General features: G+C 62.8%; 20 protein-coding genes. 4 read left to right on the top strand and 16 right to left on the bottom strand.

All coding sequences use genetic code 11. The features are described 5' to 3' along the window. Positions 1 to 301: 301 nt before the first annotated feature. Positions 302 to 1,897: an RNA polymerase sigma factor gene (locus CKV91_RS06095; RefSeq protein WP_065860905.1), complete on the bottom strand. Its 1,596-nt coding sequence runs from the start codon at positions 1,895 to 1,897 to the stop codon at positions 302 to 304. Between the two features lie 256 nt (positions 1,898 to 2,153). On the opposite strand from CKV91_RS06095, the gene CKV91_RS06090 reads away from it, so the two are divergent. After that, on the top strand, positions 2,154 to 3,092 hold the full coding sequence (locus tag CKV91_RS06090; RefSeq protein WP_021103238.1) for a sigma-70 family RNA polymerase sigma factor: 939 nt from the start codon (positions 2,154 to 2,156) through the stop codon (positions 3,090 to 3,092). A gap of 148 nt (positions 3,093 to 3,240) precedes the next feature. On the opposite strand, the gene CKV91_RS06085 is transcribed toward CKV91_RS06090, so the two are convergent. From CKV91_RS06085 to CKV91_RS06040, 9 genes are all read right to left on the bottom strand, one after another. After that, positions 3,241 to 4,128: an acyl-CoA thioesterase gene (locus CKV91_RS06085; RefSeq protein ID WP_065860904.1), complete on the bottom strand. Its 888-nt coding sequence runs from the start codon at positions 4,126 to 4,128 to the stop codon at positions 3,241 to 3,243. 33 nt (positions 4,129 to 4,161) lie between these two features. Then, entirely contained in the window at positions 4,162 to 8,304 is a 4,143-nt protein-coding gene (hrpA, locus tag CKV91_RS10095) for an ATP-dependent RNA helicase HrpA (RefSeq protein WP_065860903.1), read from the bottom strand. Positions 8,305 to 8,533: 229 nt separating this feature from the next. Continuing rightward, positions 8,534 to 9,415 carry a universal stress protein gene (locus tag CKV91_RS06075; protein ID WP_065860902.1) on the bottom strand — a complete coding sequence of 294 codons (882 nt, stop codon included), beginning with the start codon at positions 9,413 to 9,415 and terminating at the stop codon, positions 8,534 to 8,536. Between the two features lie 34 nt (positions 9,416 to 9,449). Further along, positions 9,450 to 9,704, bottom strand: coding sequence for a hypothetical protein (locus CKV91_RS06070; RefSeq protein WP_157738750.1), 255 nt, complete (start codon positions 9,702 to 9,704; stop codon positions 9,450 to 9,452). Beyond that, complete coding sequence (locus CKV91_RS10090) at positions 9,658 to 9,789, bottom strand: hypothetical protein (protein ID WP_414836116.1); 132 nt, start codon at positions 9,787 to 9,789, stop codon at positions 9,658 to 9,660. The genes CKV91_RS06070 and CKV91_RS10090 overlap by 47 nt, the downstream gene beginning before the upstream one ends. A gap of 196 nt (positions 9,790 to 9,985) precedes the next feature. Then, positions 9,986 to 10,945 carry a T3SS (YopN, CesT) and YbjN peptide-binding chaperone 1 gene (locus CKV91_RS06060; RefSeq protein WP_065860899.1) on the bottom strand — a complete coding sequence of 320 codons (960 nt, stop codon included), beginning with the start codon at positions 10,943 to 10,945 and terminating at the stop codon, positions 9,986 to 9,988. A 534-nt stretch (positions 10,946 to 11,479) separates the two neighbouring features. After that, positions 11,480 to 14,332, bottom strand: a complete 2,853-nt coding sequence (locus tag CKV91_RS06050; RefSeq protein ID WP_021103230.1) for a vitamin B12-dependent ribonucleotide reductase — start codon at positions 14,330 to 14,332, stop codon at positions 11,480 to 11,482. 73 nt (positions 14,333 to 14,405) lie between these two features. Continuing rightward, the gene (gene nrdR / locus CKV91_RS06045; protein ID WP_081672420.1) at positions 14,406 to 14,921 is read right to left on the bottom strand and encodes a transcriptional regulator NrdR; all 516 of its coding nucleotides are present in this window, start codon (positions 14,919 to 14,921) and stop codon (positions 14,406 to 14,408) included. 157 nt (positions 14,922 to 15,078) lie between these two features. Continuing rightward, positions 15,079 to 15,444, bottom strand: coding sequence for a hypothetical protein (locus CKV91_RS06040; RefSeq protein ID WP_021103228.1), 366 nt, complete (start codon positions 15,442 to 15,444; stop codon positions 15,079 to 15,081). A gap of 442 nt (positions 15,445 to 15,886) precedes the next feature. On the opposite strand from CKV91_RS06040, the gene lexA reads away from it, so the two are divergent. Continuing rightward, positions 15,887 to 16,609, top strand: coding sequence for a transcriptional repressor LexA (lexA, locus tag CKV91_RS06035; RefSeq protein ID WP_021105512.1), 723 nt, complete (start codon positions 15,887 to 15,889; stop codon positions 16,607 to 16,609). 172 nt (positions 16,610 to 16,781) lie between these two features. Here the strand turns inward: lexA and CKV91_RS06030 are convergent, their stop codons facing one another. The 4 genes from CKV91_RS06030 to miaA are packed head-to-tail and all read right to left on the bottom strand — an operon-like array spanning position 16,782 to position 21,974. Further along, the gene (locus CKV91_RS06030) at positions 16,782 to 18,800 is read right to left on the bottom strand and encodes an ATP-dependent DNA helicase (RefSeq protein ID WP_021105511.1); all 2,019 of its coding nucleotides are present in this window, start codon (positions 18,798 to 18,800) and stop codon (positions 16,782 to 16,784) included. Further along, positions 18,800 to 20,257, bottom strand: a complete 1,458-nt coding sequence (hflX, locus tag CKV91_RS06025) for a GTPase HflX (protein ID WP_021105510.1) — start codon at positions 20,255 to 20,257, stop codon at positions 18,800 to 18,802. Before hflX ends, CKV91_RS06030 begins: the two co-directional genes overlap by 1 nt. Further along, positions 20,254 to 21,108 carry a diaminopimelate epimerase gene (gene dapF, locus CKV91_RS06020; protein WP_021105509.1) on the bottom strand — a complete coding sequence of 285 codons (855 nt, stop codon included), beginning with the start codon at positions 21,106 to 21,108 and terminating at the stop codon, positions 20,254 to 20,256. The genes hflX and dapF overlap by 4 nt, the downstream gene beginning before the upstream one ends. Then, entirely contained in the window at positions 21,102 to 21,974 is an 873-nt protein-coding gene (gene miaA / locus CKV91_RS06015; protein WP_371415861.1) for a tRNA (adenosine(37)-N6)-dimethylallyltransferase MiaA, read from the bottom strand. Before miaA ends, dapF begins: the two co-directional genes overlap by 7 nt. Positions 21,975 to 22,180: 206 nt before the next feature. On the opposite strand from miaA, the gene CKV91_RS06010 reads away from it, so the two are divergent. Next, positions 22,181 to 22,381 carry an antitoxin gene (locus tag CKV91_RS06010; protein ID WP_021103221.1) on the top strand — a complete coding sequence of 67 codons (201 nt, stop codon included), beginning with the start codon at positions 22,181 to 22,183 and terminating at the stop codon, positions 22,379 to 22,381. A gap of 184 nt (positions 22,382 to 22,565) precedes the next feature. Here CKV91_RS06010 and miaB read toward each other — a convergent pair whose 3' ends face one another. Next, complete coding sequence (gene miaB / locus CKV91_RS06005; protein ID WP_021105508.1) at positions 22,566 to 24,035, bottom strand: tRNA (N6-isopentenyl adenosine(37)-C2)-methylthiotransferase MiaB; 1,470 nt, start codon at positions 24,033 to 24,035, stop codon at positions 22,566 to 22,568. Between the two features lie 62 nt (positions 24,036 to 24,097). Between miaB and CKV91_RS06000 the strand changes: the two genes are divergently transcribed. Further along, positions 24,098 to 25,000: an aldose 1-epimerase family protein gene (locus CKV91_RS06000; protein WP_065860897.1), complete on the top strand. Its 903-nt coding sequence runs from the start codon at positions 24,098 to 24,100 to the stop codon at positions 24,998 to 25,000. Between the two features lie 209 nt (positions 25,001 to 25,209). Here the strand turns inward: CKV91_RS06000 and rny are convergent, their stop codons facing one another. After that, complete coding sequence (gene rny, locus CKV91_RS05995; RefSeq protein WP_021105506.1) at positions 25,210 to 26,682, bottom strand: ribonuclease Y; 1,473 nt, start codon at positions 26,680 to 26,682, stop codon at positions 25,210 to 25,212.

The following is a 26,682-nucleotide window of genomic DNA, read 5'->3' as shown; positions in this document are numbered from 1 at the left end:
GTGCATCTGTATTTCCCAGAGAACTCATGCCTGGAACGGATGTACGAAGCAATCTCGTATGCAGTGGTCATTGTCGTCCTCCCCCCGTGACCTTGTCATGTTCAAGACCATTGTTCCTGATTGTATCTCACGGAGAATCTTCTCAGTGAACTGTCACGGACAGGCTGCTCACCCACGTCAAAGCAATGCAGATCGCCACCGGCAACCACGAAGTGGAACGTATCGCTGAACTCCGAATCCTCCTCAGGCCAGGACAGCTCGGAGAACCCATGACCAGCGGTGTCGTTCCAGCTCGGTCCACTCAGTCCAAGTAGTCGCGCAGCACCTGGGAGCGACTCGGGTGACGCAGCTTGCTCATCGTCTTGGCCTCGATCTGACGGATCCGCTCACGCGTGACGCCGTAGACCTTGCCGATCTCGTCAAGGGTCTTGGGCTGACCGTCAGTGAGGCCGAAGCGCATCGACACCACGCCCGCCTCACGCTCGGACAAGGTGTCGAGGACGTCGTGCAGCTGCTCCTGCAGCAGGGTGAAGTTCACGGCGTCTGCCGGGACGATCGCCTCGGAGTCCTCGATGAGATCGCCGAACTCGGAGTCGCCGTCCTCACCCAGCGGGGTGTGCAGCGAGATCGGCTCGCGGCCGTACTTCTGGACCTCGACGACCTTCTCGGGGGTCATGTCGAGTTCCTTGGCTAGTTCCTCGGGAGTGGGTTCCCGGCCAAGGTCCTGAAGCATCTGGCGCTGGACACGGGCAAGTTTGTTGATAACCTCGACCATGTGCACCGGGATGCGGATGGTGCGCGCCTGGTCGGCCATGGCACGGGTGATGGCCTGCTTGATCCACCATGTTGCATAGGTGGAGAACTTGTAGCCCTTGGTGTAGTCGAACTTCTCGACGGCGCGGATGAGGCCGAGGTTGCCTTCCTGGATGAGGTCGAGGAAGAGCATGCCGCGGCCGGTGTAGCGCTTGGCCAGCGAGACGACGAGACGCAGGTTCGCCTCGAGCAGGTGGTTCTTGGCCACCACTCCGTCCTCGGCAATCCACTCGTAGTCGGCGCGATCGGCGTCGGCCACGCTGGCATCCGGATCACTCAACTGCTCACCGGCGAACAGTCCGGCCTCGATACGTTTGGCCAGGTCAACCTCCTGGGCAGCGTTGAGGAGCGCCACCTTGCCAATCTGCTTGAGGTAGTCCTTGACGGGGTCGGCAGTCGCACCGGCAACCATGACCTGCTGCTCGGGCTCATCGGTGTCGTCGTTGTCGGAGACGACGAAACCTTGCGCCTCCTTGTTGAGCTCCGCCTCGTCCTTGGCAGCCTGCTTGGGGTCGTACTTGGAATCGTCGATGTCGTCGAGGCTGCGCTTCTTGCCGCCGATGGTGAGAACGATCTCGTCACCCTCGCGCTTGGCCTCCACATCCACCTGGCCGGAAGCGGCCTCGGCGATCGTTGGGTCCTTCTTCTTGGCCGGGCTCTTCTTGCCAGTGCTCTTTGTGGACCGCTTGCGCGTGGTCGTGGTGGATTTGGTGGAAGCCTTGGTCGACGCCGTCGACGCCTTCTTCTTCGTAGCAGTCTTCTTGGCGGTGGTCGTCTTCTTCGTTCCGGAGGTCTTGGCAGTGGTCGCCGAAGTCTTCTTCGTCCCCGATGTTCTGGACGTGGTCGACTTCGTTGTACCGGTCTTCGCGGTCGTCTTGGATCCACTGGCCTTACCTGCAGACCCAGACTTGGTGGCCGAAGCGGAAGACTTGGTCGTCCTTGACGCACTGCCACGACGTGTGGTTGACGACGTCGACGTGCGCTTCCTGGTCGTCTTGGTGGGCTTCGCCTCCTCGTCGACAGCGGACTTGCTGGTGCTGGACGTGGAACGAGACGTCACTGCGATCCTCTCGAAGGCGGACAGAACCTGTTAAGGGCACACGAAAGCCCCGAGGGCGTCAAGTGCCTTGTCACATTGTGGCACCACAACACCTGCATTGCCAAATGGGAGGTGGAACCTGCCCCAGTCGTAGCACACGCCCCAGGCAACTACGACTGTGGTCTTAACCTCCCGTACCTCGCACTACCAAGGGCTCTCATACCCGAGCAGGGAATGACGCGGACGTCATGACGCGTTTGTATGGATGTCGCAGGTTGAAAACTGCTGAAAGGCGGAACTCATGGACACCAAGACTCGCGTCCGTACCACTGACGGAATTGATGGCAAAGACGCTGTTGGCCTGTATCTGGAAGGAATCGCCAAGACCCCACTGTTGAGTGCTGCCGATGAGGTGATGCTCGCCAAGCGCATTGAGGCCGGACTGTTCGCCCAGGCCGTCCTGGACGGAACCGTGGAGACGAAGGTCGAAGCCAGCACCGAGGAACTCCAGCAGATCGCCGAGGACGGCGAGGCTGCGATGGCCCGGTTCGTGCGCGCCAACCTTCGTCTGGTCGTCTCCGTCGCCCGCAAGTACGGCCGCTCACGGATGCCGCTGCTGGACCTCGTCCAGGAGGGCAACACCGGTCTCATCCGCGCAGTCGAGAAGTTCGACTACGCCAAGGGCTTCAAGTTCTCCACCTATGCCACATGGTGGGTGCGTCAGGCGATCAGCCGTGGCATTGCCCAGCAGGGACGCGTCGTGCGGCTGCCAGTGCACGTTGCCGAACAGGTCAACCAGGTCTCGGCGGCACGACGTGACCTGGAACGCGAACTGGGTCGCGAACCCGAGCTCTTCGAGATCGCAGAAAAACTGGACCTCACCGAGGAGAAGGTTGCCGAGCTCGTCACCTTCGGCCGGGACCACGTCAGCCTCGACGCACCTGTGGAGGACGACGGTGACACCAGCCTTGGCGACCTCATTGCCCGTGAGACGGCACCCGGCCCGGACTCCATCGTGCTCGACGCCGAGGATCGCACCCGGCTCGAGGTGATGCTGCAGGATCTCGACCAGCGCTCCGCAGACGTCGTACGTCGTCGTTATGGACTGCTCGACGGACGTCAGGCCAAGCTCGCCGACATCGGCAAGGTGTGGGGCATCACCGCTGAGCGGGTGCGCCAGATCGAGCGGGCTGCCCTGGCGACGATGCGTGAGGCCAATCAGGAGGCCATGGCTGCCTGAGGCACCTCACGCAGCCTGAGCCCGGACATCCTGATGGATTCCGGGTTCAGGTCCTTGGACGTGTGACCATGACACCCTGAGCATCGATGTCATGGCACGGATCTGGATCATGACAGGGACAGGGCCGTGCCACATGAATGTGTCACTATCACCGCGTGGGAGCGCCGAAGGGTGAACCCTGATCGGCCACGTCCACGACACGTATGACCCCTTCCTGGGCACACGAGGCAATGAGTCGCCCATTCTGGATGAGCCGTCCCATGGAGAATCCGTGGGACCCCGAGGCACTCGGCGAGATCTGGTCGTAGAGCATCCACTGATCCGCGATGCCCTTGCGATGGAACCACATGGCGTGATCGATCGACGCCGGACTCACCGTGTGACCGGCTGGCAACGCTGGCAGGTGCGGCAGGATCGCCGCGGCCATGAGACTCATGTCCGACAGGTAGGCGAGGATCGCACGATGGGTGACGGCGTCATCGGGAAGCGTACTGCTCGCCTTGACCCACAACCGCATGTGGGTTGCATGGTTCTGATGGTGGTACGCGTTGCCGTCGCCGGCGTAACGCACGTCGAGGGCATCCCACTCGGTGACCATGGGCATGGCGCGTCCCATGGCTGCCGCCATGGCTTGGGCCAGGGTCGGGCACTCCTCGGGATCCGGGACGTGTGACGGTTTGCGATCACTGTGGTCCAGTCCTTCCTCGGAGGTCTTGAACGACACCTCCGAGGTGAAGATCACTCGGCCGTGCTGACGGGCGTCAACACGACGCGTCGACAAGGTCCGTCCATCCCGCAACCGCTTGACGTCGTAGATGATGGGCGCGTCGTTGCGTCCGCCATGCAGGAAGTACGCGTGCAGGGAGTGGACCTTGCGATCCTGCACGGTACGGCACCCAGCGACGAGGGACTGCGCCAGAACCTGACCACCAAAGGTACGTTGCCAGGTCGTCTCAGGGCGTGGCCCTCGGAAGAGGTTGGGCTCGAGCACCTCGAGATCGAGCAGGTCGAGTAGTTCTGCAGTCGTTGATGGCATGGATCAACTCTGCCACCACCCAGGCAATCGTGGTCAGGATTGGGACCGAACCTGCCCGATGGCCTGACGAATTCGCTTGGGAGAGACCGGGATGTGGGTGCGCAGCCGCTGGGCGAAGTACTGCACGCGAAGCTCCTCGATCATGAATCCCACCTCCTCCACCTGGGCAGGAAGCCGACCAGCAGGCTGTTCGGCGCAGAGCTCGTCGTACTCGCCGAGCAGGACGTCGATCTCATCCATCTGGGTGGCGTCCCTGCCCGGGTTGAGCAGCAGCGACTCCGCGCGCACGACGACGGCATCCATCCACCGCGACATGTAGCCGAACCACGGGTCCGGGGTGGCCGAGACGAAATTGCAGAACACCAGATCGTCGAGTTGGGAGGTCATGTCCGCACGTGCCGCCCCGTCGGGCAGGCTCAGCAGTGCTCGTCGCGCCCCGGCATGGGACTGGAGGATCCGCGATGTCTCCTCGACCACCTGGGCCATCCGCTCGGCCTGGTCCTGCCGCACCTGAAGTGCCAGGGAGTCGAAGGCCTTCTCGTCGCGGATGGTGGCGATCCCGTCACTGTGTTTCCTGGCCAGGGAGTCGACCGTCTTGAGTCGGCAGTCCGTCAACAGATCGGGCACCGAGGGGTACGGCGAGTCGGCCAGGGACAACTTGGTGGCGTTCGACATGTGTGCCATGACCCACTTGGTGGGGTCGGGAAGGCAGAGCATCAGCAGACGGACGACTCCTTGACCGTGACTCCGATCGGCGGCGGTGCGGGTCTCCTTGACTGCGGTGCCCACCCCGTCGCGCTCGTCTACCAGACACGGGTATCCGACGGCATCGACCCCAGCACGCCGCACGTCCACGTGTGACGGCACAGCACCGAACTGCCAGCTCGTCGCACCGTGAATCTGCTTGGTTCGGGCTGCCTTCGTCAACGTCTTGGCGACCTTGGGCGCCAGATCCACCTGCAGTTGACCAAGATCCTCCGAGTGAGCCATCTTTCGGGGCTGGGAGGTACGAGGCCGCTGGGACTTCTTGACGTTCTTCGATGCCGCTGTTCGGTGACCGGACCCGTCGAGCACCTCGAACCCCACCCGCAGGTGTGACGACAGATTTTCTGGATGCCAGTCGGAGTCCTTGATGGTGACACCGGTGAGAGCGGTGAGTGCTCGGGCGAGTTCGCAGGTGAAGTCCTTCGTGTGGTCGGCGCCGTTGTCGGCAAGCCAGAGCAAGGCCGCACGGGCACGATCAGGTGCTGGGACGAGCTGGGTGCGAATCTGTTTGGGCAGACCGCGTACCAGTTCGGTTGCCAGTTCCTGGCGCAGCCCGGGAACCTGCCAGGTGAACGGTTCCCGCGGCACCTGCCCCAGCAACGGCAGGGGGATCTGCACCGTCACTCCGTCGTGACCGGATCCCGGCTCGAAGACGTAACGCACCGGCAGGTCGAGGTCTCCCACCTGCCATGTGTCGGGAAACTGGTCGACCGCAACGGCTCCGGGCTCGATGAGGTCGTCCACGGTGAGGTCGAGCAGATGCTTGTCGTCCTGGCGACGCCACCACGCATTGAACTGGCTGCCCGAGACGATGTCGCTGGGGATCCGCTGATCGTAATGGTCGTACAGTGCCTGGTCATCAGCCATGAGTCCGCGCTGCCGAGAACGATCCTCCAGCTCCTGGGCCTGGGTCACCACGGCATCATTGTTCCTCAGGAAGTCATGCCGGGCTCGCCAGTCACGTTCGACCAGAGCCGATCGAATGAAGATCTGTCGTGCCACCTGGGCATCGATGCGTCCGTAATTGACGCGTCGATCCGTCCACAGCGGCACCCCGTACAAGGTGGCGCGTTCGTTGGCCACGACCGAGGCGCTCGAGGCGGCCCAGTGAGGTTCGGAGAAGGAACGCTTGAGCAGGTGCGAGCCCACCTGCTCCACCCACTCCGGACGAATTGCCGCCACATTGCGCGCCCACAGTCGGGAGGTCTCCACCAGCTCGACTGCCACGACGAGTTCTGGCGGATGCTTGGCCAGAACCGATCCGGGATTGATGGCGAAATTGGAGCCTCGCGTGCCCAGGTACTCTCGCGGACCGGGACGTGCTCCCCTGCGTCGTGCCGAGGTGCGGGTCTCCGACGTCTTGAGCAGACCGATGTGCGACAGCAGACCAGAGAGCAGGGCGGTGATGATGTCTCCCACCTCGGCTGGCTCATCGTTGCGCCTCAGTTTGAGGTCCTTGGCGATACGTTTGAGTTGGCTGTGCAGATCCTGCCACTCCCGGATTCTCAGGTAGTTGAGGTACTCCGCACGACACATCCGTCGGAATGCCGAGCTGCCCATCGCCTTGCGTTGGTGGCGCAGATAGTGCCACAGCCGCACGATGGACATGATGTCTCCGCCATCATCGATACCCTGCGATGGCGACGTGGACTCCTTGTCCCGTATGTGCTGGCCCCGTGTGCGTTGGCCCTGCGTGTGCTGGTCACGGCCGGCATCCCGATGGTTCTTCCCACGCGAGTTCGCACGCTGTGCGGGTTTCACCGGACGAGTCCCGGTGTGGACGGTGTGACGCAACGGTTGCCCGGCGGCGTCGGTGGCAGCGACGGCAGCTTGGGCCGTCTCGCGTTGCCGAATCGTCGACCAGTCGCCACTACGGTGATCGTCGGACCGATCGACCGCACTCAACGTCGTCTGCAGAGCAGCCTCGCTGGTGAACCGGCGATGAAAACCGTCCGCCTCGTCTCGCTTGTCACTGGGGCGTTCTCGCACGTCCGGGATGGACAGCGCGGAGACGATGATGAGGATTTCCCGCAGACATCTCCGTCTGGCTCCCTCCAGGATCATGCGTCCCATACGAGGATCGATGGGGATCTGGGCGAGCTGATGACCGACCCTGGTGAGTCGTGGGGTGTCGTGGTGGCCCGAACGCAGCGCTCCGAGCTCGTCGAGAAGTCGCAGACCATCATTGATCTGGGAACGATCCGGGGTCTCCACGAAGGGAAAGTCGTTGATCGCCCCCAGACGCGCCTGGGCCATCTGCAGGATGACCGAAGCAAGGTTGGTGCGCAGGATCTCCGGCTCGGTGAACTCGGGACGGATCTGGAAGTCCTGCTCGGAGTACAGCCGGATGCAGATTCCCGGAGCGACACGGCCACACCGTCCGGCGCGCTGGTTGGCACTGGCCTGGCTGATGGGCTCGATGGGCAGACGCTGCACCTTGGTCCGTGAGGAGTACCTGGAGATGCGGGCCGTCCCCGGATCGATGACGTAACGAATACCGGGCACGGTCAACGACGTCTCGGCAACGTTGGTGGCCAGGACGATGCGTCGCCCCTGGTGCGCCGTGAAGACCCGGTGCTGTTGGGCAGCGGAGAGCCGTGCGTACAACGGCAGGATCTCCGTGTTGACCAGGGCCAGGTCTGCCAGGGCATCGGCGGCATCTCGAATCTCGCGCTCCCCGGCCAGGAAGACGAGGATGTCACCCGCGCCCTCCCGGCTCAGCTCGGTGACGGCCTGACAGATTCCCGTGGGCTGGTCAATGGCCTCGACCGGTTCACCGGGGTCGTCGGGCTGGGTCTCCAGGGGGCGGTAGCGCACCTCGACCGGATAGGTGCGTCCGGAGACCTCGATGATGGGGGCGTCGTCGAAGTGTGCACTGAATCGTGCCGTGTCGATGGTGGCCGAGGTGATGATGACCTTGAGGTCGTCGCGCCTGCTCAGCAGCTGTTTGAGGTAGCCCAGCAGGAAGTCGATGTTGAGGCTGCGCTCGTGGGCCTCGTCGATGATGATGGTGTCCCAGGCTCGCAGGTCGCGGTCATGGGAGATCTGGGCGAGCAGGACACCATCGGTCATGACGGTGAGGGCGGTGTCACTGGTGGTGTGCCGGGTGAACCTCACCTGGTAACCGACCTGGTTGCCGAGTTCGACGTCCATCTCATCGGCAACTCGCTCGGCGACCGTGCGCGCAGCAATACGGCGCGGCTGGGTGTGGGCGATGCGGGTACGCCCCAGTCCCAGGCAGATCTTGGGCAGCTGGGTCGTCTTGCCAGAACCGGTTTCACCAGCGACGACGACCACCTGATGACTGGCGATGGCCTCAGCGATCTCGTCGGCATGCTCGCTGATGGGAAGGTCTGGGGGGAAATCGATCGTGCCGCCATCGGGCAACGTATTGCGCAGGGTAACAGCCATGACCGAACAAGTTTATCGCGTGACGGGGGCACATGGTTGAGAGCCATGTGCCCCGGTGCCACGACACAGCACATCTGGACGATGCACGAACGGCACCGATGAGGAGGTCCCTGGGGTGCCCGAATCGGTACCTGCTATAGGTCGGAGCGGTGCCTGCCGTAGGCGGAACGGGGACGGCGCCGTGGCGGCGGTGTGGATCCGACCGTCCCACACCGCCATCAGCATGTCATCAGTGAACGATCCCCAGTGGGCACTTGGCGTGCGCCATGATGCCGCGGGCCACTCCCCCAGCAGTCCAGCCGAGCAGTGGGTGCTTGTTGACGCCGATGATGAGTTGATCGACGGTCTCCGACAAGCTCACCAGTTCGTCGACAGGTTGCCCGGTGAGCACACGTCGATGGCACGACACCTCCGGGTAGGAGCTGACAACTGGATCGGCGATCTCGGCCAGACGTTGATCGAGTTCGCTGATCATGCGTTCCATGGACTCATCGGTGAGCTTGTAGCCACCGGTGGCACCAGCGGGCAGTGGTGGGGTCACGGTGACGACTTCCAGCTCGGCGTCATAGCGCTTGGCCTGGTCACAGGCAAATGTCAGGGTCTTGGTGTTCGAGGTCTGCGGCCCCACGGCGATGGCGACCTTGTGCTTGTCGCCCACGGGATGTGGTGTGGCGGCCTGGGAGATGACGATGACCGGGCAGGATGCCATTCCGGCGATGGCCACCGACGTCGAGCCGACGAACATGCGCTCCAACCCACTGGTGGCACGGCGTCCCACGACGATGAGCTCGACCTTCTCGGAGCGGTCGGCCAGCAGGGCTGCCGGGTTTCCGACGATGACCTCGCCATGAATGCGTTCCTTGTCGAGGCCCTGTTCCAAAGCAACCTTGATGGCGTCCTCGACGATGGCCTGCCCCACCTCCTCCAAGGCCTTGCGGTCATAGGCAAATCCCCATGCCCCGGCAACGCCATTGTCGTCCACAGCATGGATGATGAGCAGATCGGCACTGCGAGCCTTGGCTGATCCGGCAGCGAACTTCGTGGCTCGCAGGCCGTCCTCCGACCCGTCGACACCGGCAATGACGACACGTTGCGTCCTGTTCTCAGTCATCTTCGTCCTTCCTCGGCAGGTCAACCACAACCGATCATTGGTCGTCGGGCTCGTCGGAACTGACCGCCCGACCACTCAGGGAGGTTATCGAGATGGTCATCACATTACGCCGAACACCGGGCGCCCACGTGAGTTTCGGTGCTCCCGCCGCCACGGCAGCGGCATCATCGGAGTAGCTGTTCATGGACTGGACCGTCCCATGGGCAACGACGTCCCACCCGGTACGGGTGGCCTCGTCGAGTTCATCCACCTCGAAGGCGATCCGCTGCCCCACCTCGATGTGGGCCATGGGGGGCATTGGGGGCGATTCGCATCACCAGCGAATGGCCAACGACCTGGTGTGTCACTGGCATGAGTTCGATGTCGTCATCCAAGGTCCAGGCGAGTCTGCCGGCGGAGCGAGTCGACAGCAGTTCCAGACACTCCTCCTCACTGAGGGTGATGAAATGTCCGGTACCCAATCCTGGCTCCTCTCCTGTTGCTCACACAGTAGCGAAGTGCGATGACCGAATCGAACGGGCTTCTGTCCACAGTGATGTGCTCGCATGCGTTCTCGATGGAGAACAGCGGTCAGGCCCAGTCCTCGGTGTCCCTGTCGAACGTCGTGCGCCCGTGCAACTTGCGTGCGAGTTCGTCGTCGATGCCGTCGGACAGCTGCGACATGATGCGCACTGCCCGGTGCAAATGCTCTGGTACGAACGGTTTGGCCATGAGCGACATCGTGACGAGAACACGGTCCTGATGCAGGGCGAACCGCCCGTAGCGTGACTGAACGTTGAGGTCATTGAGTACTTCCACGGCCCGGGAACGTCCGTCGACGTCATGGACGATGACGGAGAACAGCAGGAGCTCCTCCCCATCGCTGGTGGCTCGGATGAACACCATCGTCGATCCCACACGGATTGCGAAGTCGCCCTCCTCGTCACGGAACGGTGGGTGGCCGAACATAGTCGTGAGTTCGTCGGCGACTTGCTGGGCCAACACTGGTCCGTCGAGCTCACTGTCGTCCTGTGGTTGCAGGACCTCAGCAAGCTGGTCTGGAGCGAGGAACACCGGGTGCTGGACGCTGAAAATCGTTCGCAGCGTGGTCACAGCGAGTTCTGCCACGTCGTAACAGTCGTTCTGCGAGCTGAGAACCCAGAAATCGCCATGTGCCAAGGCCTCCTCGTGCGCGGGATTCCCAGTGCGGTTGAGCCGCCCATCGTTGGGCAGTTCCTCCTCGTCGGGAAGCTGCCACCCCAGGCGGGTCATCTCCTCGACCTGCGGCTGGGTCAGCTGGGACGAGGGGCCCAGATGGGCGTTGCTGGAGGCCTGCAGCACGATTCGCGCATCGTCGCGAGGATCATCAGGATCGATCTGGACGAAGCGGACATAGGGAACCATCTCATCGCGCAACGACGGCGTGCCAATGGTGAGACTTCCGTTGTCGTCAATGACGGAAACCACCTCGGCAAGACGCTCGGTGAATTGTGCCCACGCTTGCTCGGTACTCCGATCAAGATCAAAATCAAAGTCCGCTGGCTCATCCATGCCTTCAACCTAGCAAGACTTCTTCCCCGGGATTCACCGGTGGTGGGAGAACTGCCCGTCTGGACGAACGACGACCTGCTCGACGTCCCAGCGCACCAGGAAAACCGGCGCACCCCGAAAATCCAGCGCACCCCGAAAATCCCTGCTTCCGATGGTGGGCCGTGGCAGTGGGGCCGCCTCCTGCGACCGGTGCTCCCCGTTCAGCTCGGAGATGCACATGCCCGAGACCGGGAAAGGGGCGACCCGAGCTGATCTCTCGCTGGGCCAGACACCCTGCACACGCACATGCATGGTCGAGCGTGGAATCGACCGTCACCAACCGCCGTGGCGATGGTTACCCTTGCGCAGGCCCAGAACAGGGCGAGATGGCCATGTACTGCTCTCCTGGGATGACGGCCACTTCGTGATGACAAGTCCTCGCACTGCAGACAAATGGGGTGCTGGAGTGATTCATCATCACCCCAGCACCCCGAAACCTCATCCTCTGAGCCACCTCAGCCAGAAGACGTCATGGCATGAGAGTTACTCGGAACATCAGCTGCATCCGCTGGTGGATCCGCAGCTCTCGCACACGTAGCAGGACCCGGATGGGCGCATCTTGGTACCGCAGGTCATGCACAACGGAGCATCAACAGCCATACCAGTCATCTCCTCGACCAGCTCAGCGCTGGTGTGAGCATTCTCGCCCTGGGCAGCTGCGCTGGGATCAGGATCGAACAGTCCGGGCTGATTTGCCCCATCCTCGTGCACCTGCACTCGATCGGCTGGGGTCGATTTCAACGACTCGGACTCGATGAGTTCGGCGTCCTCGTCCTCGAATTGGTACGACCCGGTCTCGACGTACTGCGCTCGTTCAGCGGCGGTGTAGATGCCCAACTCGGCACGCTCATCGAAGTCGAGGTAGTCAAGGGCGAGGCGTCGGGCAATGTAGTCGATGATCGACTGGGCAATTCGAATGTCCGGATCATCGGTCATGCCGGCTGGCTCGAACTTGAGGTTCGAGAATTTCTGCACGAAGCTCTCGAGCGGGACGCCGTACTGCAGACCGATGGACACGGAGATGGAGAGGGCATCCATGACTCCTGCCAGGGTCGATCCCTGCTTGCCCAGCTTGAGGAATATCTCACCGAGACGACCGTCGTCATAGGCTCCTGTTGTGAGGTAACCACCAGCACCAGCGACCTGGAAGCTCGTGGTGCGACCCGCACGGGACTTGGGAAGCCGTTGACGGCGCGGACGGTACTCGACACGCACCTCTGGCTCGGGAGTGGCGTCCTCCTCATCCTTCTTGTCGGAGAGTGGCTGGCTCACCTTGCAGTTGTCGCGGTAGACGGCCAATGCCTTGAGGCCGAGTTTCCAGCCCTGCATGTAAACATCGGCAATGTCCTCGACGGTTGAGCTCTCGGGAAGGTTCACCGTCTTGGAGATGGCACCGGACAGGAACGGCTGGACAGCGGCCATCATTCGCACGTGACCCATCGGGGCGATGAACCGAGCGCCCATGGCACAGTCGAAGACCTCGTAGTGTTCCTCGGCCAGGTGCGGGGCATCGATCACCGAGCCGTGCTCCCTGATGTGCTCCACGATCTCGGCAATCTGCTCGGGGGCATAGCCCAGATTTGTGAGTGCCCGCGGAACGGTCTGGTTGACGATCTGCATCGAGTCACCGTCAACCATTTTCTTGAACTTCACCAAGGAGAAATCTGGCTCGATACCGGTGGTGTCACAGTCCATCATGAAGCCGATGGTCCCGGTGGGCGCCAGCACCGAGGCCTGCGCATTGCGGTAACCGTTCCGGTCGCCAATCTCGATGACCTGATCCCACTCGGCCTTGGCAGCGGCGAGTACGGCCTTGTCATTGGTGTGCAGTGGCTGGACGTCGGCATTGGCATCACGGTGCTTGCGCATGACGGCCTTGTGAGGCTCGGTGTTGGCGGCATAGCCCTCATAGGGGCCGACAATGCCAGCGAGTTCAGCGCTACGCCGGTAGGCCACACCCGTCATGAGCGAGGTGATGGCAGCAGCCAGGGCTCGACCACCGTCGGAGTCGTAGCCCAATCCCTGGGCCATGAGCAACGCACCAAGATTGGCGTACCCGATACCGAGCTGCCGGAACTTCCGGGTGGTCTCGGCGATCGACTCGGTCGGGAAATCTGCGAAGCAGATGGAGATGTCCATGGCAGTGATGACCAGCTCGACTGCACGACGGAACTTGTCGATGTCAAAGACATCCTCATCCAGGAACCGCAGCAGGTTGAGGCTGGCCAGGTTGCACGAGGAGTTGTCCAGGCTCATGTACTCCGAGCACGGGTTGGACGCGTTGATGCGGCCGGTGTTGGCGCTGGTGTGCCACGAGTTGATGGTGTCATCGAACTGAATACCGGGATCGGCGCACTCCCAGGCGGCCTTGGCCACCTTGCCGAAGAGGTCGCGAGCGTCAACCTCCTCGATGATCTTGTCGGTGGTACGGGCCCGAAGCCCGAACTTCTCACCTTTCTCCACGGCATGCATGAAGTCATCACTGACGCGCACCGAGTTGTTGGCGTTCTGGTACTGCACCGAGTTGACGTCCTTGCCGCCAATCCCCATGTCGAAGCCAGCAGCGCTGAGGGCGCGGATCTTGTCCTCCTCGCGCGCCTTGGTCTCGATGAACTCCTCGATGTCGGGGTGATCGATGTCGAGGACGACCATCTTGGCAGCTCGGCGAGTGGCACCACCGGACTTGATGGTTCCGGCCGAGGCATCGGCACCCCGCATGAAGGAGACCGGCCCGGAGGCGGTCCCGCCACTGCTCAGCAGCTCCTTGGAGGAACGAATCCTGGAGATGTTGACTCCAGCGCCAGAACCGCCCTTGAAGATCATTCCCTCCTCGGTGTACCAGTGCAGGATCGACTCCATCGAGTCGTCCACCGAGAGGATGAAGCAGGCGCTGACCTGTTGTGGGCTGGCAGTACCGACGTTGAACCAGACCGGGGAGTTGAAGCTGAAGTACTGGTGCAGCAACAGCCACGTGAGTTCCTCGCCGAACACCGTGGCATCGGCATCGGTGACGAAGTAACCATTCTTCTTGCCGGTGCTCACGTAAACCGCAACGACACGGTCGATGAGCGTCTTGAGGCTGGCCTCGCGCTGCACCGTGCCCAAGGCACCACGGAAGTACTTGTTCGTCACGATCGTGGCGGCATTAGCGCTCCAGAAATCGGGGAACTCCACCCCACGCTGTTCGAAGACGACCTCATTGGTACGCCAGTTCGTCTGGACGACGTCGCGACGCTCCCAGGTGACCTCGTCGTAGGGATGAGTGCCCTCAGTACTGAAGAACCGCTCTATGTGCAGCCCCTTGCGTCGAGAATTCGACGTGCGCGACGTGGCTTTGGTTTCGGTCATGACTCCCTCTGCTGTCTGGTGGTGGGTGGGGGTGATCTGTCGATCGGGCAGTTGACGAACTGCCGTGGAACCGTCAGAAAAGTGGCTGATGGGAAGATGTCGAGTACCGGTCCTCCACCGGGGTCTCGGCATCGTCGGCATTGGCTGTCTCATCACGCAGCCGATCAATCTCGTCGGCGAAGTCGTCGATCGAGTCGTAGTTACGGTAGACGCTGGCAAATCTCAGGTATGCGATGGGATCAAGATCACGCAGCGGCTTGAGGATGGCCACCCCGATCTGGTCGGACGGAATGGCAGCCATGCCGCGGGCGCGAAGCCCATCCTCGACACGCTGCCCGAGCACCGCGAGATCAGAGTCGTCGACCGGCCTGCCCTTGCAAGCTTTCCGCACACCGGCAATGACCTTCTCTCGATTGAAGAGTTCCTCAGTCCCATTGCGTTTGAGGACGGTCAACTGCATGCGCTCGATCGTCGTGAACCTGCTGCTGCAGACCGGGCACTGTCTGCGACGACGGATCGCCGTACCGTCTTCGCAGACTCGTGAATCAAGAACTCGGGAATCATCATGCTGGCAGAATGGGCATCTCACGACTCATCCTCCTTCACACCCGACGTCTCCGACACTCGAGAACACTACCTGCAATTCGCCGTGCATCAAAACTACAACCACAAGTTGTAGTACTACATCACCAGATGTCCACTAGATATGGTGTTTGCATCATCACTGTCGCGACACGCGTCAGCAGTCATGATCCCTGGCTGTCCACCCCACTGTCATCACTGGACATCCAGAACGCTGACACCACACCTCGCCCATCTCGACCATCGGCAACAGCATCCAGCCGAACCACGGCCGTCACCGTACCAATGATCATGATCGCTGCGGCAAAAGCCATCAGGATGTCCCAGAACAACAATTCCCCTCGCCGGGGTCTTGCCTCCCCCACGGCAGCTGCCCTCGACACGACGATCGAGTCCACCGCGCCAGCGGATCGGTCTGCGACATCTGCATCGAAACCTGTCAGTGCAGCTGCCAGCTCCCTTCTGTCAAGACGGACGACCGGCTCGTACTCGATGTCACCCGCCTCGTCGTCCGGCCACGGGCCATGCACGACTCGGGATCCTTCCCTCCGCCGCGAACCCACAGTCAGACTGGAGGATGCACCAGCTCCATCACGTTCCTCTGCGAAACCCAGAACACCCCACTCACGGGTCACCACGCTCATTGCACACCTTCCTCGTTGCCACGAAAGCAGCTGTCACACGCCAACACGTCACTTCGGCACCATGCGCCACAGTCAATTCAGACGGGACATCCGACTCAGCATCGAACGTCTTTGCGATTGAAGATTAGAACATCTATTCGGCAGACGCAAGATGCGGCGACCTTGCATCTCTCGCCACCCCCCGGAACCAGCACCATTGGGTGGCGGAAACGATCTCCTGGGTTCGAAAGCAGGTTCACACTCCAGTGAGACATTCCGGGAAAGCACTCATGCGCAGGATCGAACACATGTTTGCTTTGCCGGGGGATGATCGATTACCCTTGATGTCATGGAGCAGCACGAGCACCCCCATCGACAACTGGCTGGGACGACACCTGTCCCGGCGCCCGGTGACGTCGTACCAGATCCGGCGATCCTCACACCGCGCCAGCGCAAGGTCTACGAGTTCATCGTCACCAACGTTGATGAGCGCGGGTACCCGCCGAGCGTGCGCGAGATCGCCGACCAGGTTGGCCTCTCCAGCACATCGTCAGTGCACTACCAGCTCAGGGCTCTGGAAGACAAGGGATTCATCCGGCGCGATCCCAGGCGACCACGGGCACTGGAGATCGTGGGGCACAACCGCCCCGCACCGATCACCACACATTCCATCCCCGTGAGCGACGGGGGTGATGCCGACTCGATCACCGTGCCGCTCGTCGGTCGAATTGCGGCTGGCGCCCCGATCCTTGCCGAGCAGAGCGTTGAGGACACCATGGCCGTACCCACCCAGTTGCTCGGTCACGGTACGCATTTCATGCTGGAGGTTCACGGTGACTCCATGATCGACGCAGCAATCTGCGACGGGGACTGGGTGATCGTGCGCCAACAGCAGCAAGCCGAGAACGGTGAGATCGTTGCAGCACTCATCGACGACGAGGCGACCGTCAAGATGCTCTCCCAACACTCTGGGCACACCTGGCTGCTGCCACGCAATCCCGCCTACTCTCCCATCGACGGTGACCATGCCAGCATCATGGGCAAGGTGGTCGCCGTCATGCGCCGGATCTGACCCGCGATCTGGCACCCAGTACCGGCAAGGCCACAACTGGGAGAGATCACGATACGAAGGGTGACCGAGACACTGGGGTTGACGGTTTGCCCGACCGAGTCGTGACCGTCCAAGCGATGACCGGCCAATGGTGTAGTTGGTGCAGCGTCACCATGTGCCGTTGATCTGCCGCCTACTGACCGAGTCGTCGCAAGGCTGCAAGTGTTGTCGACAGATCCGTCGTCATCCAGAACTGTGGCATCGACTTGCGCAGATATCCCGCGTATCGCGCCGTGGAAAGCCGGGGATCCAGAACTGCCACGACTCCCCGGTCGTCGGATCGACGAATGAGTCGTCCAGCCCCCTGAGCAAGCAGCAGTGCAGCTCGCCGCGCGGAAATCGCCATGAACCCGTTCCCGCCTGCCTCCTCGACAGCTTGACTACGCGCCAGCACCAACGGATCATCCGGACGCGGGAATGGAATCTTGTCGATGACCACCAGGCGACACGTGTCGCCGGGCACATCGACCCCCTGCCACAGTGACATCGTTCCAAACAGGCAGGTCTGCGGTTCAGCAATGAATCGGCGAGTCAATTCGGCGAGATGCCCCTCCCCTTGCCGCAGGATCGTCAGATCGTGCAAGTGCTCGCGAACATACTGTGCGGCTGCCTCGGCATTGCGCTGCGATGCGAACAGTCCGAGGGTCCGCCCTCCTGCTGCCTGGACGAGCTGCACCAGGGCATCCAGCACCTCATGGGGCATCTGGTCCCGCCCGGGTCTGGGCAGGGAGCGTCCCACGAACATGATCCCCTGCCGTGCGTAGTCGAATGGCGAACCCACGTCCAGGCCCCGCCACCCCAATTGGGTCTCCATGACCTCCGGGGCCTCGTCGGCAATGTACTCCTCCGAGCTGAGTCCCACATCACGCGCCGCCGGACCCAGCTCCCCACCGATCTTCAAGGTCGCCGATGTGAGAATCGTCGTCGCAGCCGTCAGGACGTGCTGCCTCAGCAGGCCGGACACACTCAACGGTGCCACGTGGACGCTGCGTTCACCTCGTTCGGACTCCGACACCCACACGACGTCCTCGGTTCGGAGAGCACAGACACGGTCCGTGATCTCGAAGATCTCCCGCATGGCGGCATGGGCCTGCACCCGATCCGGATCGGATTTCTCGTCCTCGTCCTGCGGATTCATCACCGACAGCGCCTGACGAGTCAGTCCTCGCAACGTCGTCGTGGCGATGAGCAACTGGGACCGTGGATCGGTGATACGTCCTGGCCGAGTGGCCTCCAACGCTTCGTGCAACACATCGACCTGATCAAGCAGATCGGCACCGAGATCATCGTCAAGCCAAGTGAGGCCTTGCCTTGCGACCGTCGAGAGGCGTCCCGGCCACAGATCGACCGAGGCAGCACCGGTGAACCGGTCAGCGACCTCATGCGCCTCGTCAATGACCACCACGTCGTGCTCGGGCAGCAGGGTGCCACCATTCATGGCGTCAATGGCGAGCATCGCGTGATTCGTGACGACGATGTCGGCATCACGGGCCCGTTCCCGGGCACGTTCAGCCAGGCACTGTGGCCCGAACGGGCAGTTCTGCGCCCCCAGGCACTCGTTGGCACGCATCGAGACCTGATCCCACGCCTGCTGACTGTGGGCGGGCGCGTCGTCCCGATCGCCCACCCCGTTCTCCTCCGCCTGCTGCTCGGCCCACTGCCGCAAGGCAACGACCTCGGCACCGAGTTCACTGGCCTGATCGGTGCCCTTGCCGGCTGATCCAGCTGCGGACGACCCGGCGTCGTCGAGCAGCATGTCCTGATCCGGACGAGAAGAACCACCACGCACCTTGTGCAGACACGCATGGTTGTGTCGGCCCTTGAGGACTGCGGTTCGCGGTCGACGTGGCAGGACCTTCTCGGCTGCGGTGAGGGCGGCCGGGATGTCCTTGTCCGCCAACTGAGCCTGCAGCGCCAAGGTTGCCGTCGCCACCACCACGGCCTCATCGTCCAACACGGCATGGGCAATGGTTGGGGCAAGGTAGCCCAACGATTTTCCAGTACCGGTACCGGCCTGCACGAGCAGGTGGATCTCCTCGTCAATTGCCCGATCCACGGCTTGGGCCATCTCCACCTGGCCAGAGCGCGGCGTTCCGCCGATGGCATCAACCGCCACCGACAGTATGCGGGCGGACTCCTCGTGAGCAGACATCACCGGCCCCCCACCGCACGAACCTCGGCTGCCAGCCCAGGATGCAGATCAGCAATGACGTGGGTTCCCTGCACACCATGCTCCAGCTCATGGATCGTGCCATGTTTGTGAATTCGATCGACGAGGTCCCCGCGGGAGTACGGGATGACGACGTCCACTCGTTCCTGGGGAGTGGGCAGGGCCTGCTCGATCTGGGAGATGAGCTCGTCCACACCCTCCCCGGTACGCGTGCTGATGAACCGCGCACGCGGGCGGCTGGCCCTCAGCCCTGCCAGGGTCACCTCATCGATAAGATCGATCTTGTTGAAGACGAGGATCTCCGGGACCTGAGAAATCTCGGAAGACTGTGGTTTGTCCTGCAGCGATCGCAACACGTCCCGTACCGCAATGATCTGTCCGACAGGATCGGGATCGGATGCATCGACGAGGTGGACGAGGACATCTGCTCCAGCGGTCTCCTCCAAGGTCGACTTGAACGCCTCGACGAGGTCGTGGGGAAGGTGCCGCACGAAACCCACCGTGTCGGTGAGGGTGTAGACCCGACCGTCCTGGGTGGTGGTGCGCCGCGTCGTCGGGTCCAAGGTGGCGAACAGGGCGTCCTCGACAAGGACACCGACTCCGGTGAGCCGATTGAGCAGGGACGACTTTCCAGCATTGGTGTAGCCCACGATGGCCACCGACGGAATGCGATCACGCTCGCGACGAGCTCGAGTGGTGGCTCGTGTGGAATCCATCTGCCGGAGACGTCGCCGCAGCACCGTGATCCGATGGCCGATCCGACGTCGATCGGTCTCGATACGCGTCTCACCCGGACCACGACCGCCGATACCGGCGCCGCCGGCAGCTCGACCACCAGCCTGACGGGAGAGACTCTGCCCCCAACCACGCAGCCGCTGTTTCAGATAGGTGAGTTGGGCAAGTTCCACCTGGGTCTTGCCCTCGGTACTGCGAGCATGTTGGGCGAAGATGTCGAGGATGAGGGCCGTGCGATCCACGACCTTGACTCCCACCCGGTCCTCGAGGTTGCGCAGCTGGGCTGCGGTGAGTTCGCCGTCACAGATGACGGTGTCGGCACCGGTGGCACGGACCAGGTCTGCCAATTCGCGTACCTTGCCACTGCCCAGGTAGGTGGCGGGATCGGGAACGTCCCGACGTTGGACGATCCCTTCCAGCACCTGTGATCCAGCGGTCTCGGCCAGCGCCTTGAGTTCGAGCATGGCGTTCTCGGCATCCTGAACGGTGCCGGTGGTCCACACCGACACCAGGACGACACGCTCCAGACGCAGCTGCCGGTACTCGACCTCGCTGATGTCGGACAGATCGGTCGACATGCCGGGAACTCGGGTGAGCGAGAGCCGTGCCGCAAGATCGAACTGGTCACCGTCCGGGTCCCGCTGGTCGTCTGGGGCAGCCACGTCACCGAAGGGGAAATCCGGTGACTCGTGCTGAGTGGTCATCGGCTCACCGCTTCATCGGGAATGTGCACCTCTCCCTGGGCCACCAGCACGGCAGGGCCCGTGAGACTCGCCAGCACCTCGCCGTTCTGCGATTGCGCAAGTTCGACGGTGATGCGCCCGCCGGGCACGTCGACGCGCCACGGACCGAGATCTCCAGTACGGCGGGCCATGACAGCGGCCACGGCGACAGTTCCCGTCCCACACGACAGCGTCTCCCCTACGCCACGCTCGAAGACTCGCATCTGGACATGTGTCGGCCCCACCTGGCGGACGAACTCGACGTTGACTCCTTCGGGAAAAGCCTCGGCAGGCGACCACGCCGGTGCTGAGGTGAGGTCCATCCCAGTCACCGATTCGTGGTCGTCAAGGACCACGACGGCATGGGGGTTGCCGACATCTGCCGGACGGGCTGGGCAGGAATGCCCGGTGGTGGAGATGCTCACCAGTTCATCGCCCACCTGCACCGGTCCCAGCTCGGCGCGTACCGTGCCGTCATCGAACAGCCGCACCCGTTTGACCCCGGACCGGGTCGCCACCTCGGCCTCGTCGCCGTCGATGAGTCCCTCGGTGCGCAGGAATCGTGCGAAGACCCGTAGCCCGTTACCGCACATCTGCGCCACCGAGCCGTCTGCGTTGTAGTAGTCCATGAACCACAGATCGGGGTCACCATCCCACTGGGGGACGTCGCCCGCAGGCAGGGCACGCAACAGCCCGTCCCCACCGATACCGAATCGACGGTCGCACAGCCAGCGAATCTCACGAGCACTGGGTGCGGCTGCCGACCGGTCATCGGGAAGTATGACGAAATCGTTGCCAGTTCCGTGCCCCTTGATGAATCGTGTCGTCACCATGAAGTCATCGTCTCCTCAAGATGGGTCAGCACGTCACCCACGGCATGGGGTGACAGTGCATCGACCCAGAAGATGCGGTCGTCCTTGCGGTACCACATGAGTTGTTTGCGGGCGAATCTACGCGTGCGCACAATCGTCTGCTCGAAAGCCTCGTCCTCGTTGATCTCACCGGCGAGGAATTGCAGGATCTGACGGTACCCCAACGCACGACTGGCGGTACGCCCGCACGGAAGATCAGGGAGTGCGCGCACCTCGTCAACGAACCCATCGCGCCACATCTGCTCCACACGCAGGGCGATGCGTCGGTCCATGTCCTCTCGTGGCAGGGTCAAACCGATCTGGATGACGGGGGCTACCTGCGCGTCGTAACGACCAGTGGGCATGGTGGCGGTGAAGGACCCAGTGAGTTCGACGACCTCCAGGGCCCGGACGAGACGCCGCCCATTGCCGGGAAGAATGGCCTTGGCAGCCTGGGGATCGAGGCGACCCAGCCGATCGTGAAGAGCATGTGGACCGGCCTCGACGAGTTCTGACTCAAGACGCGCCCGCACAGCAGGATCGGTGGGGGGAATGGTCATCTCGTCCAGGATCGCCCGTGAGTACAGCGCGGAGCCCCCGACGAGGATCGGTACGACGCCTCGACCACGAAGGTCGACAAAGGTCTGTCTGGCACGTGACTGCATGAGCGCAACGGATGAGCTCTGGGTCACGTCGAGAATGTCGACGAGATGGTGCGGTACGGTGGCCCGATCATCATGGCTGGGCTTGGCCGTGCCGATGTCCATCCCGCGATAGACCACCATCGAGTCACCATTGACGATCTCGGCAGGGTGGTCGTGCTGAGCAAGGGCCAGAGCGAGCTGGATGGCCAGAGCAGACTTTCCACTGGCCGTTGGCCCCACCAAGGCGATGACGGGAAGTGGCACTGGCAATTCCTCTGCACGGGTCGAGACGGGTACTTGGATTCGGTCCTCAGACAAATTTAGCGCCAACTGGTTGTGCACACCATGGCCACCTGCAAGGCTGGACACGTCAGCCCCAATCGGGGTAACCAACAGAAGGGAGTCACGGTATGGGACTGCTCGACAAGGCCAAGGATGCCATCAACGATCACAAGGACGACCTCAAGGACGCTGCCCACGACCATGAGGATCAGGTCAACGACGCCATCGACAAGGGTGGCGACGCCATCAACGACAAGACCGGTGGCAAGGCCTCCGATCAGATCGACAAGGGCGAGGACTTCCTCAAGGACAAGGCCAAGGACCTCTGAGGTTCATGAGACTTCACACCATCCCCGTCACTGGGTGACGACAGGCTCCGAATGGGGGCCATGGGGGGGTTGACACGGTGGTGACGAGCGAGACTCGTCACCACCGTTGTTTTTCACCAGTTCCGCCGTGTCCGTTCAAAACACACCGGACTCATGGTCATCGCGGCTCCCGCGTCACCGATTTTCATGACCGGGGAATCCTCGGCATGCCCAGGTCCACACCTGTGGGGGCACCATCCTGGCTGGCTTCCTGACGTGTCTGCCAGGCATCACCGCCAGGAGTGCGACGCAGGTCCAGCAATCCGTGGTCGGCGGTGAGGTGATGCGGATGCGCACCGGTGATGACGACATGTGCAAGGTCACCGGGACGGGGTACCTCGTCATGGGGCCCCAGACCGACGTGTACGAGCCGATTGTCGCGGCTACGACCCGTCATGCGATGGGTCTGGTTGTCCTTGCGCCCCTCCCCCTCGGCGAACATCACCTCGACGGTCCTGCCCTGCTGGGCTTGGTTCTCCTGCCAGGACATGTCGTCCACCAGGGCGACGAGCCGTTCGTAGCGTTCCTGGACGACCTCCTTGGGCACCTGATCGGTCATGACACCAGCCGGCGTGTTGGGGCGGATCGAGTATTGAAAGGTGTAGGCCGCCGAGAACCGTGACTGCTCGACGATGCGCATCGTCTCCTCGAACTCCTCGTCGGTCTCGCCGGGGAAGCCCACGATGATGTCCGTGGTGATGGCGGCCTCGGGGATTGCGGCACGCACTCGATCGAGAATACCGAGGAATTTTGAGGAACGGTACGAGCGGCGCATGCGTCGCAGCACCGCGTCCGATCCGGACTGCAGAGGCATGTGCAGGCTTGGCATGACGTTGGGAGTCTCGGCCATCGCCTCGATGACGTCGTCGGTGAAGGCCGCCGGATGGGGAGAGGTGAATCGCACCCGGTCCAACCCGTCGATCTCACCGCAGGCCCGCAACAACTTGGCAAATGCTCCCCGATCCCCGAACTGGGCCCCGTAGGAGTTGACGTTCTGGCCGAGCAGGGTGATCTCCTGCACACCTTCGTCGACCAAGGCCTGGATCTCGGCCAGAATCTCGCCGGGGCGTCGATCGGCCTCCTTGCCACGCAGCTGCGGCACGATGCAGAAGGTGCAGGTGTTGTTGCACCCCACGGAGATGGACACCCAGGCGGAGTAGGCACTGTCCCGATGCGTCGGCAGGTTGGAGGGAAAAGTCACGAGGGCGTCCTCGATCTCGATCGCGGCCTCATGGTTGGCACGAGCCCGCGACAGCAGCTCCGGCAGGGAGCCGACATTGTGGGTGCCGAAGACGACGTCCACCCACGGGGCTCTGGTCAGGACGGTGTCCTTGTCCTTCTGAGCCATGCACCCACCGACGGCCAGCTGCATGGCGGGGTGCTTGGCCTTGACGGCAGCCATGTGGCCGAGCGTTCCGTAGAGTCGGTTGTCGGCGTTCTCCCGGACGGCGCAGGTGTTGAAGACGACGACGTCGGCCGGGTCCAAGGTGTCCTGTCTGGGGTCGCGGACATAGCCGGCGTCCTCCAACAGACCGGCTATCCGTTCGGAGTCGTGGACATTCATCTGGCACCCGTAGGTGACCACCCGATAGGTCGGCGCAGCTTCACGTGTCATGGCGGCCCAACTCTACGACTCAGGTGAACCCATGTCACAATTGCAGACGCTAGGGTTGGTCCATGACCAGCAGTGATGCGCAGAATCACCCGACGCTGCCCACCGGCGAGCAGTATGAGATCTCGGGCGGAGGCTACTGCGCGGTCGTCACCGAGCAGGGGGCAACCCTGCGTGCTCTGAGCCATGACGGTGTCGATCTCATCGTCCCCACCGCAGTCGACGCAGTTCCCACGGATGCACGCGGTCAGCACCTGTTGCCCTGGCCCAACCGGGTGCGCGACGGGCGCTACGTCTTCGATGGTCAGCCCCAGCAGCTGGCCATCAATGAGGTGGAGCGTGGCAACGCCATCCACGGGCTGGCGAGGTGGTCCATGTGGCGCCTCGTCGAGCTGGGGCAGGACACGGTACGTCAGCGGCTGGTCATCGCTCCCCAGGACGGTTGGCCTGGAATGCTGGAGGCACTTCTCACCCATCATCTTGACGCCGGGGGCATGACGGTGCATCTGGCAGCACGCAACGTGGGCACCACTGCTGTGCCGTTCGGCTACGCCGCACACCCCTACCTCGTCATGACCGGCTCGATCGATCAGTGGCAGGTGAGCTCCCCGTTCCGCACGTGTGCCGTGGTCGATGAGCGTCTGCTCCCGGTGGAAGTTGCCACGGTGCAGGGCTCGACGGATCTGAGCGACACCACTCTTGGCGAGCGACATCTGGACACTGCCTTCACCGGAGGCCCTGGTGGATCATGGCAGATACAGCTGAGATGTGGGGACGAGCGTCGCGTTCTGTGGGCGGACGAACATTTCGGATGGGTACAGATCTACACCCCCGACGACCGCTCGAGCCTTGCCGTCGAGCCCATGACGTGCGGACCGGATGCCTTCAATGAGGGCCCCACCCATGATTCGATGTTGCGCCTGGAGCCTGGATCAGGCGTCGAGATGAGGTGGGGAATCCACCTCTGAGGGGAATCCACCTCTGGGGCGCCTACGACCTGTGATTCGGGACGCAGCAGTACGCCGAGGGCATGTACCACCGGGCCCGAGGGGCCAAGCAGCACACATGCGCTTCGACTGCTTCGCCCCCGCCGGCGTGGGATGACCCGGTGTGACACATGAGGGAAATCCCGCTTGTTCCCATCTGACAACAGCATGGTCACTGAGAGGCAGGCATCTCAGTCGCGCGGCCCGGATTGGCCGATGACCTCCACGGCACGAGTCTCCCGAATGACGATGACCCGTACCTGGCCCGGTACGACAACTCGATCCGCCACCTCGGCGACGATGGAGCGGGCCAGCTCTCGAGCTGCCAGATCGTCGATCTCCTCGGGATCGACCATGACACGCAGTTCTCGCCCCGCCTGGACGGCGACTGCCCGCTGTACCCCGCTGTGGGATTGCGCAAGGGTCTCCATCTCCTCCAGCCGGTTGACATGGGACTCCAGGGAATCGCGTCTGGCACCGGGGCGTGAGGCGGAGATGGCATCGGCGGCCTGGGTGATGAGATCGGTGACGGATTCCACGGGTATCTCGTCGTGGTGGGCCGCGATGGCGTGGACGACCTCGTCACTCTCCCCGTACCGACGCGCCAGTTCAGCGCCCACGGCCGCATGAGGTCCCTCGATACCGGGAGTGAGGGCCTTGCCGATGTCGTGCAGAAATGCCGCTCGGGTACACGCCTCGGCATCCGCCCCGATCTCGGCGGCAAGTTGGGCAGCCAGACGCCCACACTCGACACTGTGGGACAACACGTCCTGGCCGTAGGAGGTCCGGAACTTCAGCGACCCGACGATGGGGCGCAACGGATCGGGAAACTGGGTGATGCGGAGTTGGCCGAGGGCATCGTCGGCTGCCGACAGACACATGTTCTCGATCTGCTCCACGGCTCGTCGATGTGCCTGCTCGATACGTCCGGGATGGATCCGGCCATCGGCGACGAGACGCTCCAGCGTGGTCTTGGCGACTTCACGACGCATGGGGTCGAAACAGCTCACCAGGACGATGCCGGGGGTGTCGTCGACAATGATCGTGGCACCAGTCGTCTGCTCGATGGCGCGGATGTTGCGGCCCTCACGACCGATGATCCTGCCCTTCATGGCATCGGACGGCAGGTCGACGACGGCCACCACGGAATCAGCAGTCACCTCACCGGCATATCGCTCGATGGCCGTGGCGATGACGTCCCGGGCCTTGGCCTCGGCATTCATTCTGGCCTGGGCCAAGACGGATCGGGTCAGCTGTTCGGCCTCCAGGACGGCCTCCTCCCGCGCCCGAGTCATGATCTCCTCGCGAGCCTGTTCCGCAGTGAGAGCACCGATGTGCACAAGCTCGTCGTCAGCTTTCTTCAGCTCGACCTCCGCCTGCTCGATCTTCTCGTCGAGCAGCGCCATTCGATCCGCATGTGCAGTGTCGAGGGACTGTCGGTGCCCCTCGATATCGGCCTCGAGATCGCAACGGCGTTGGGCCATCTGCCGTTCCAACCTGGTGCGATCCCGTTCCAGTTCGTCACGACCGGCTTCGACGACCGATCCGGCCCTGCGTCGCGAGAGAAATCCACCGACGATGGTGGCGGTCAGCGCAACGGCCAGAACGATCGAGACGACCGGCCAGGGATTCCATGACACGAGGGTCCCGATCTGAGCGATCAT

The sequence above is a fragment of the Cutibacterium granulosum genome (assembly GCF_900186975.1).
In the GTDB taxonomy this organism is placed as follows: Bacteria; Actinomycetota; Actinomycetes; order Propionibacteriales; family Propionibacteriaceae; genus Cutibacterium; species Cutibacterium granulosum.
The sequence above is the reverse complement of the archived record's forward strand: the minus strand, read 5'-3'. Positions and strand labels throughout refer to the sequence as shown.

Coding starts and splice junctions, on each gene's coding strand:
- CKV91_RS06090 (WP_021103238.1), top strand. CDS start 2,154: ATGGACACCAAGACTCGCGTCCGTACCACTGACGGAATTGATGGCAAA.
- CKV91_RS06085 (WP_065860904.1), bottom strand. CDS start 4,128: ATGCCATCAACGACTGCAGAACTACTCGACCTGCTCGATCTCGAGGTG.
- hrpA (WP_065860903.1), bottom strand. CDS start 8,304: ATGGCTGTTACCCTGCGCAATACGTTGCCCGATGGCGGCACGATCGAT.
- CKV91_RS06075 (WP_065860902.1), bottom strand. CDS start 9,415: ATGACTGAGAACAGGACGCAACGTGTCGTCATTGCCGGTGTCGACGGG.
- CKV91_RS06070 (WP_157738750.1), bottom strand. CDS start 9,704: ATGGCCCACATCGAGGTGGGGCAGCGGATCGCCTTCGAGGTGGATGAA.
- CKV91_RS06060 (WP_065860899.1), bottom strand. CDS start 10,945: ATGGATGAGCCAGCGGACTTTGATTTTGATCTTGATCGGAGTACCGAG.
- CKV91_RS06050 (WP_021103230.1), bottom strand. CDS start 14,332: ATGACCGAAACCAAAGCCACGTCGCGCACGTCGAATTCTCGACGCAAG.
- lexA (WP_021105512.1), top strand. CDS start 15,887: ATGGAGCAGCACGAGCACCCCCATCGACAACTGGCTGGGACGACACCT.
- CKV91_RS06030 (WP_021105511.1), bottom strand. CDS start 18,800: ATGTCTGCTCACGAGGAGTCCGCCCGCATACTGTCGGTGGCGGTTGAT.
- hflX (WP_021105510.1), bottom strand. CDS start 20,257: ATGACCACTCAGCACGAGTCACCGGATTTCCCCTTCGGTGACGTGGCT.
- dapF (WP_021105509.1), bottom strand. CDS start 21,108: ATGGTGACGACACGATTCATCAAGGGGCACGGAACTGGCAACGATTTC.
- CKV91_RS06010 (WP_021103221.1), top strand. CDS start 22,181: ATGGGACTGCTCGACAAGGCCAAGGATGCCATCAACGATCACAAGGAC.
- miaB (WP_021105508.1), bottom strand. CDS start 24,035: ATGACACGTGAAGCTGCGCCGACCTATCGGGTGGTCACCTACGGGTGC.
- CKV91_RS06000 (WP_065860897.1), top strand. CDS start 24,098: ATGACCAGCAGTGATGCGCAGAATCACCCGACGCTGCCCACCGGCGAG.
- rny (WP_021105506.1), bottom strand. CDS start 26,682: ATGATCGCTCAGATCGGGACCCTCGTGTCATGGAATCCCTGGCCGGTC.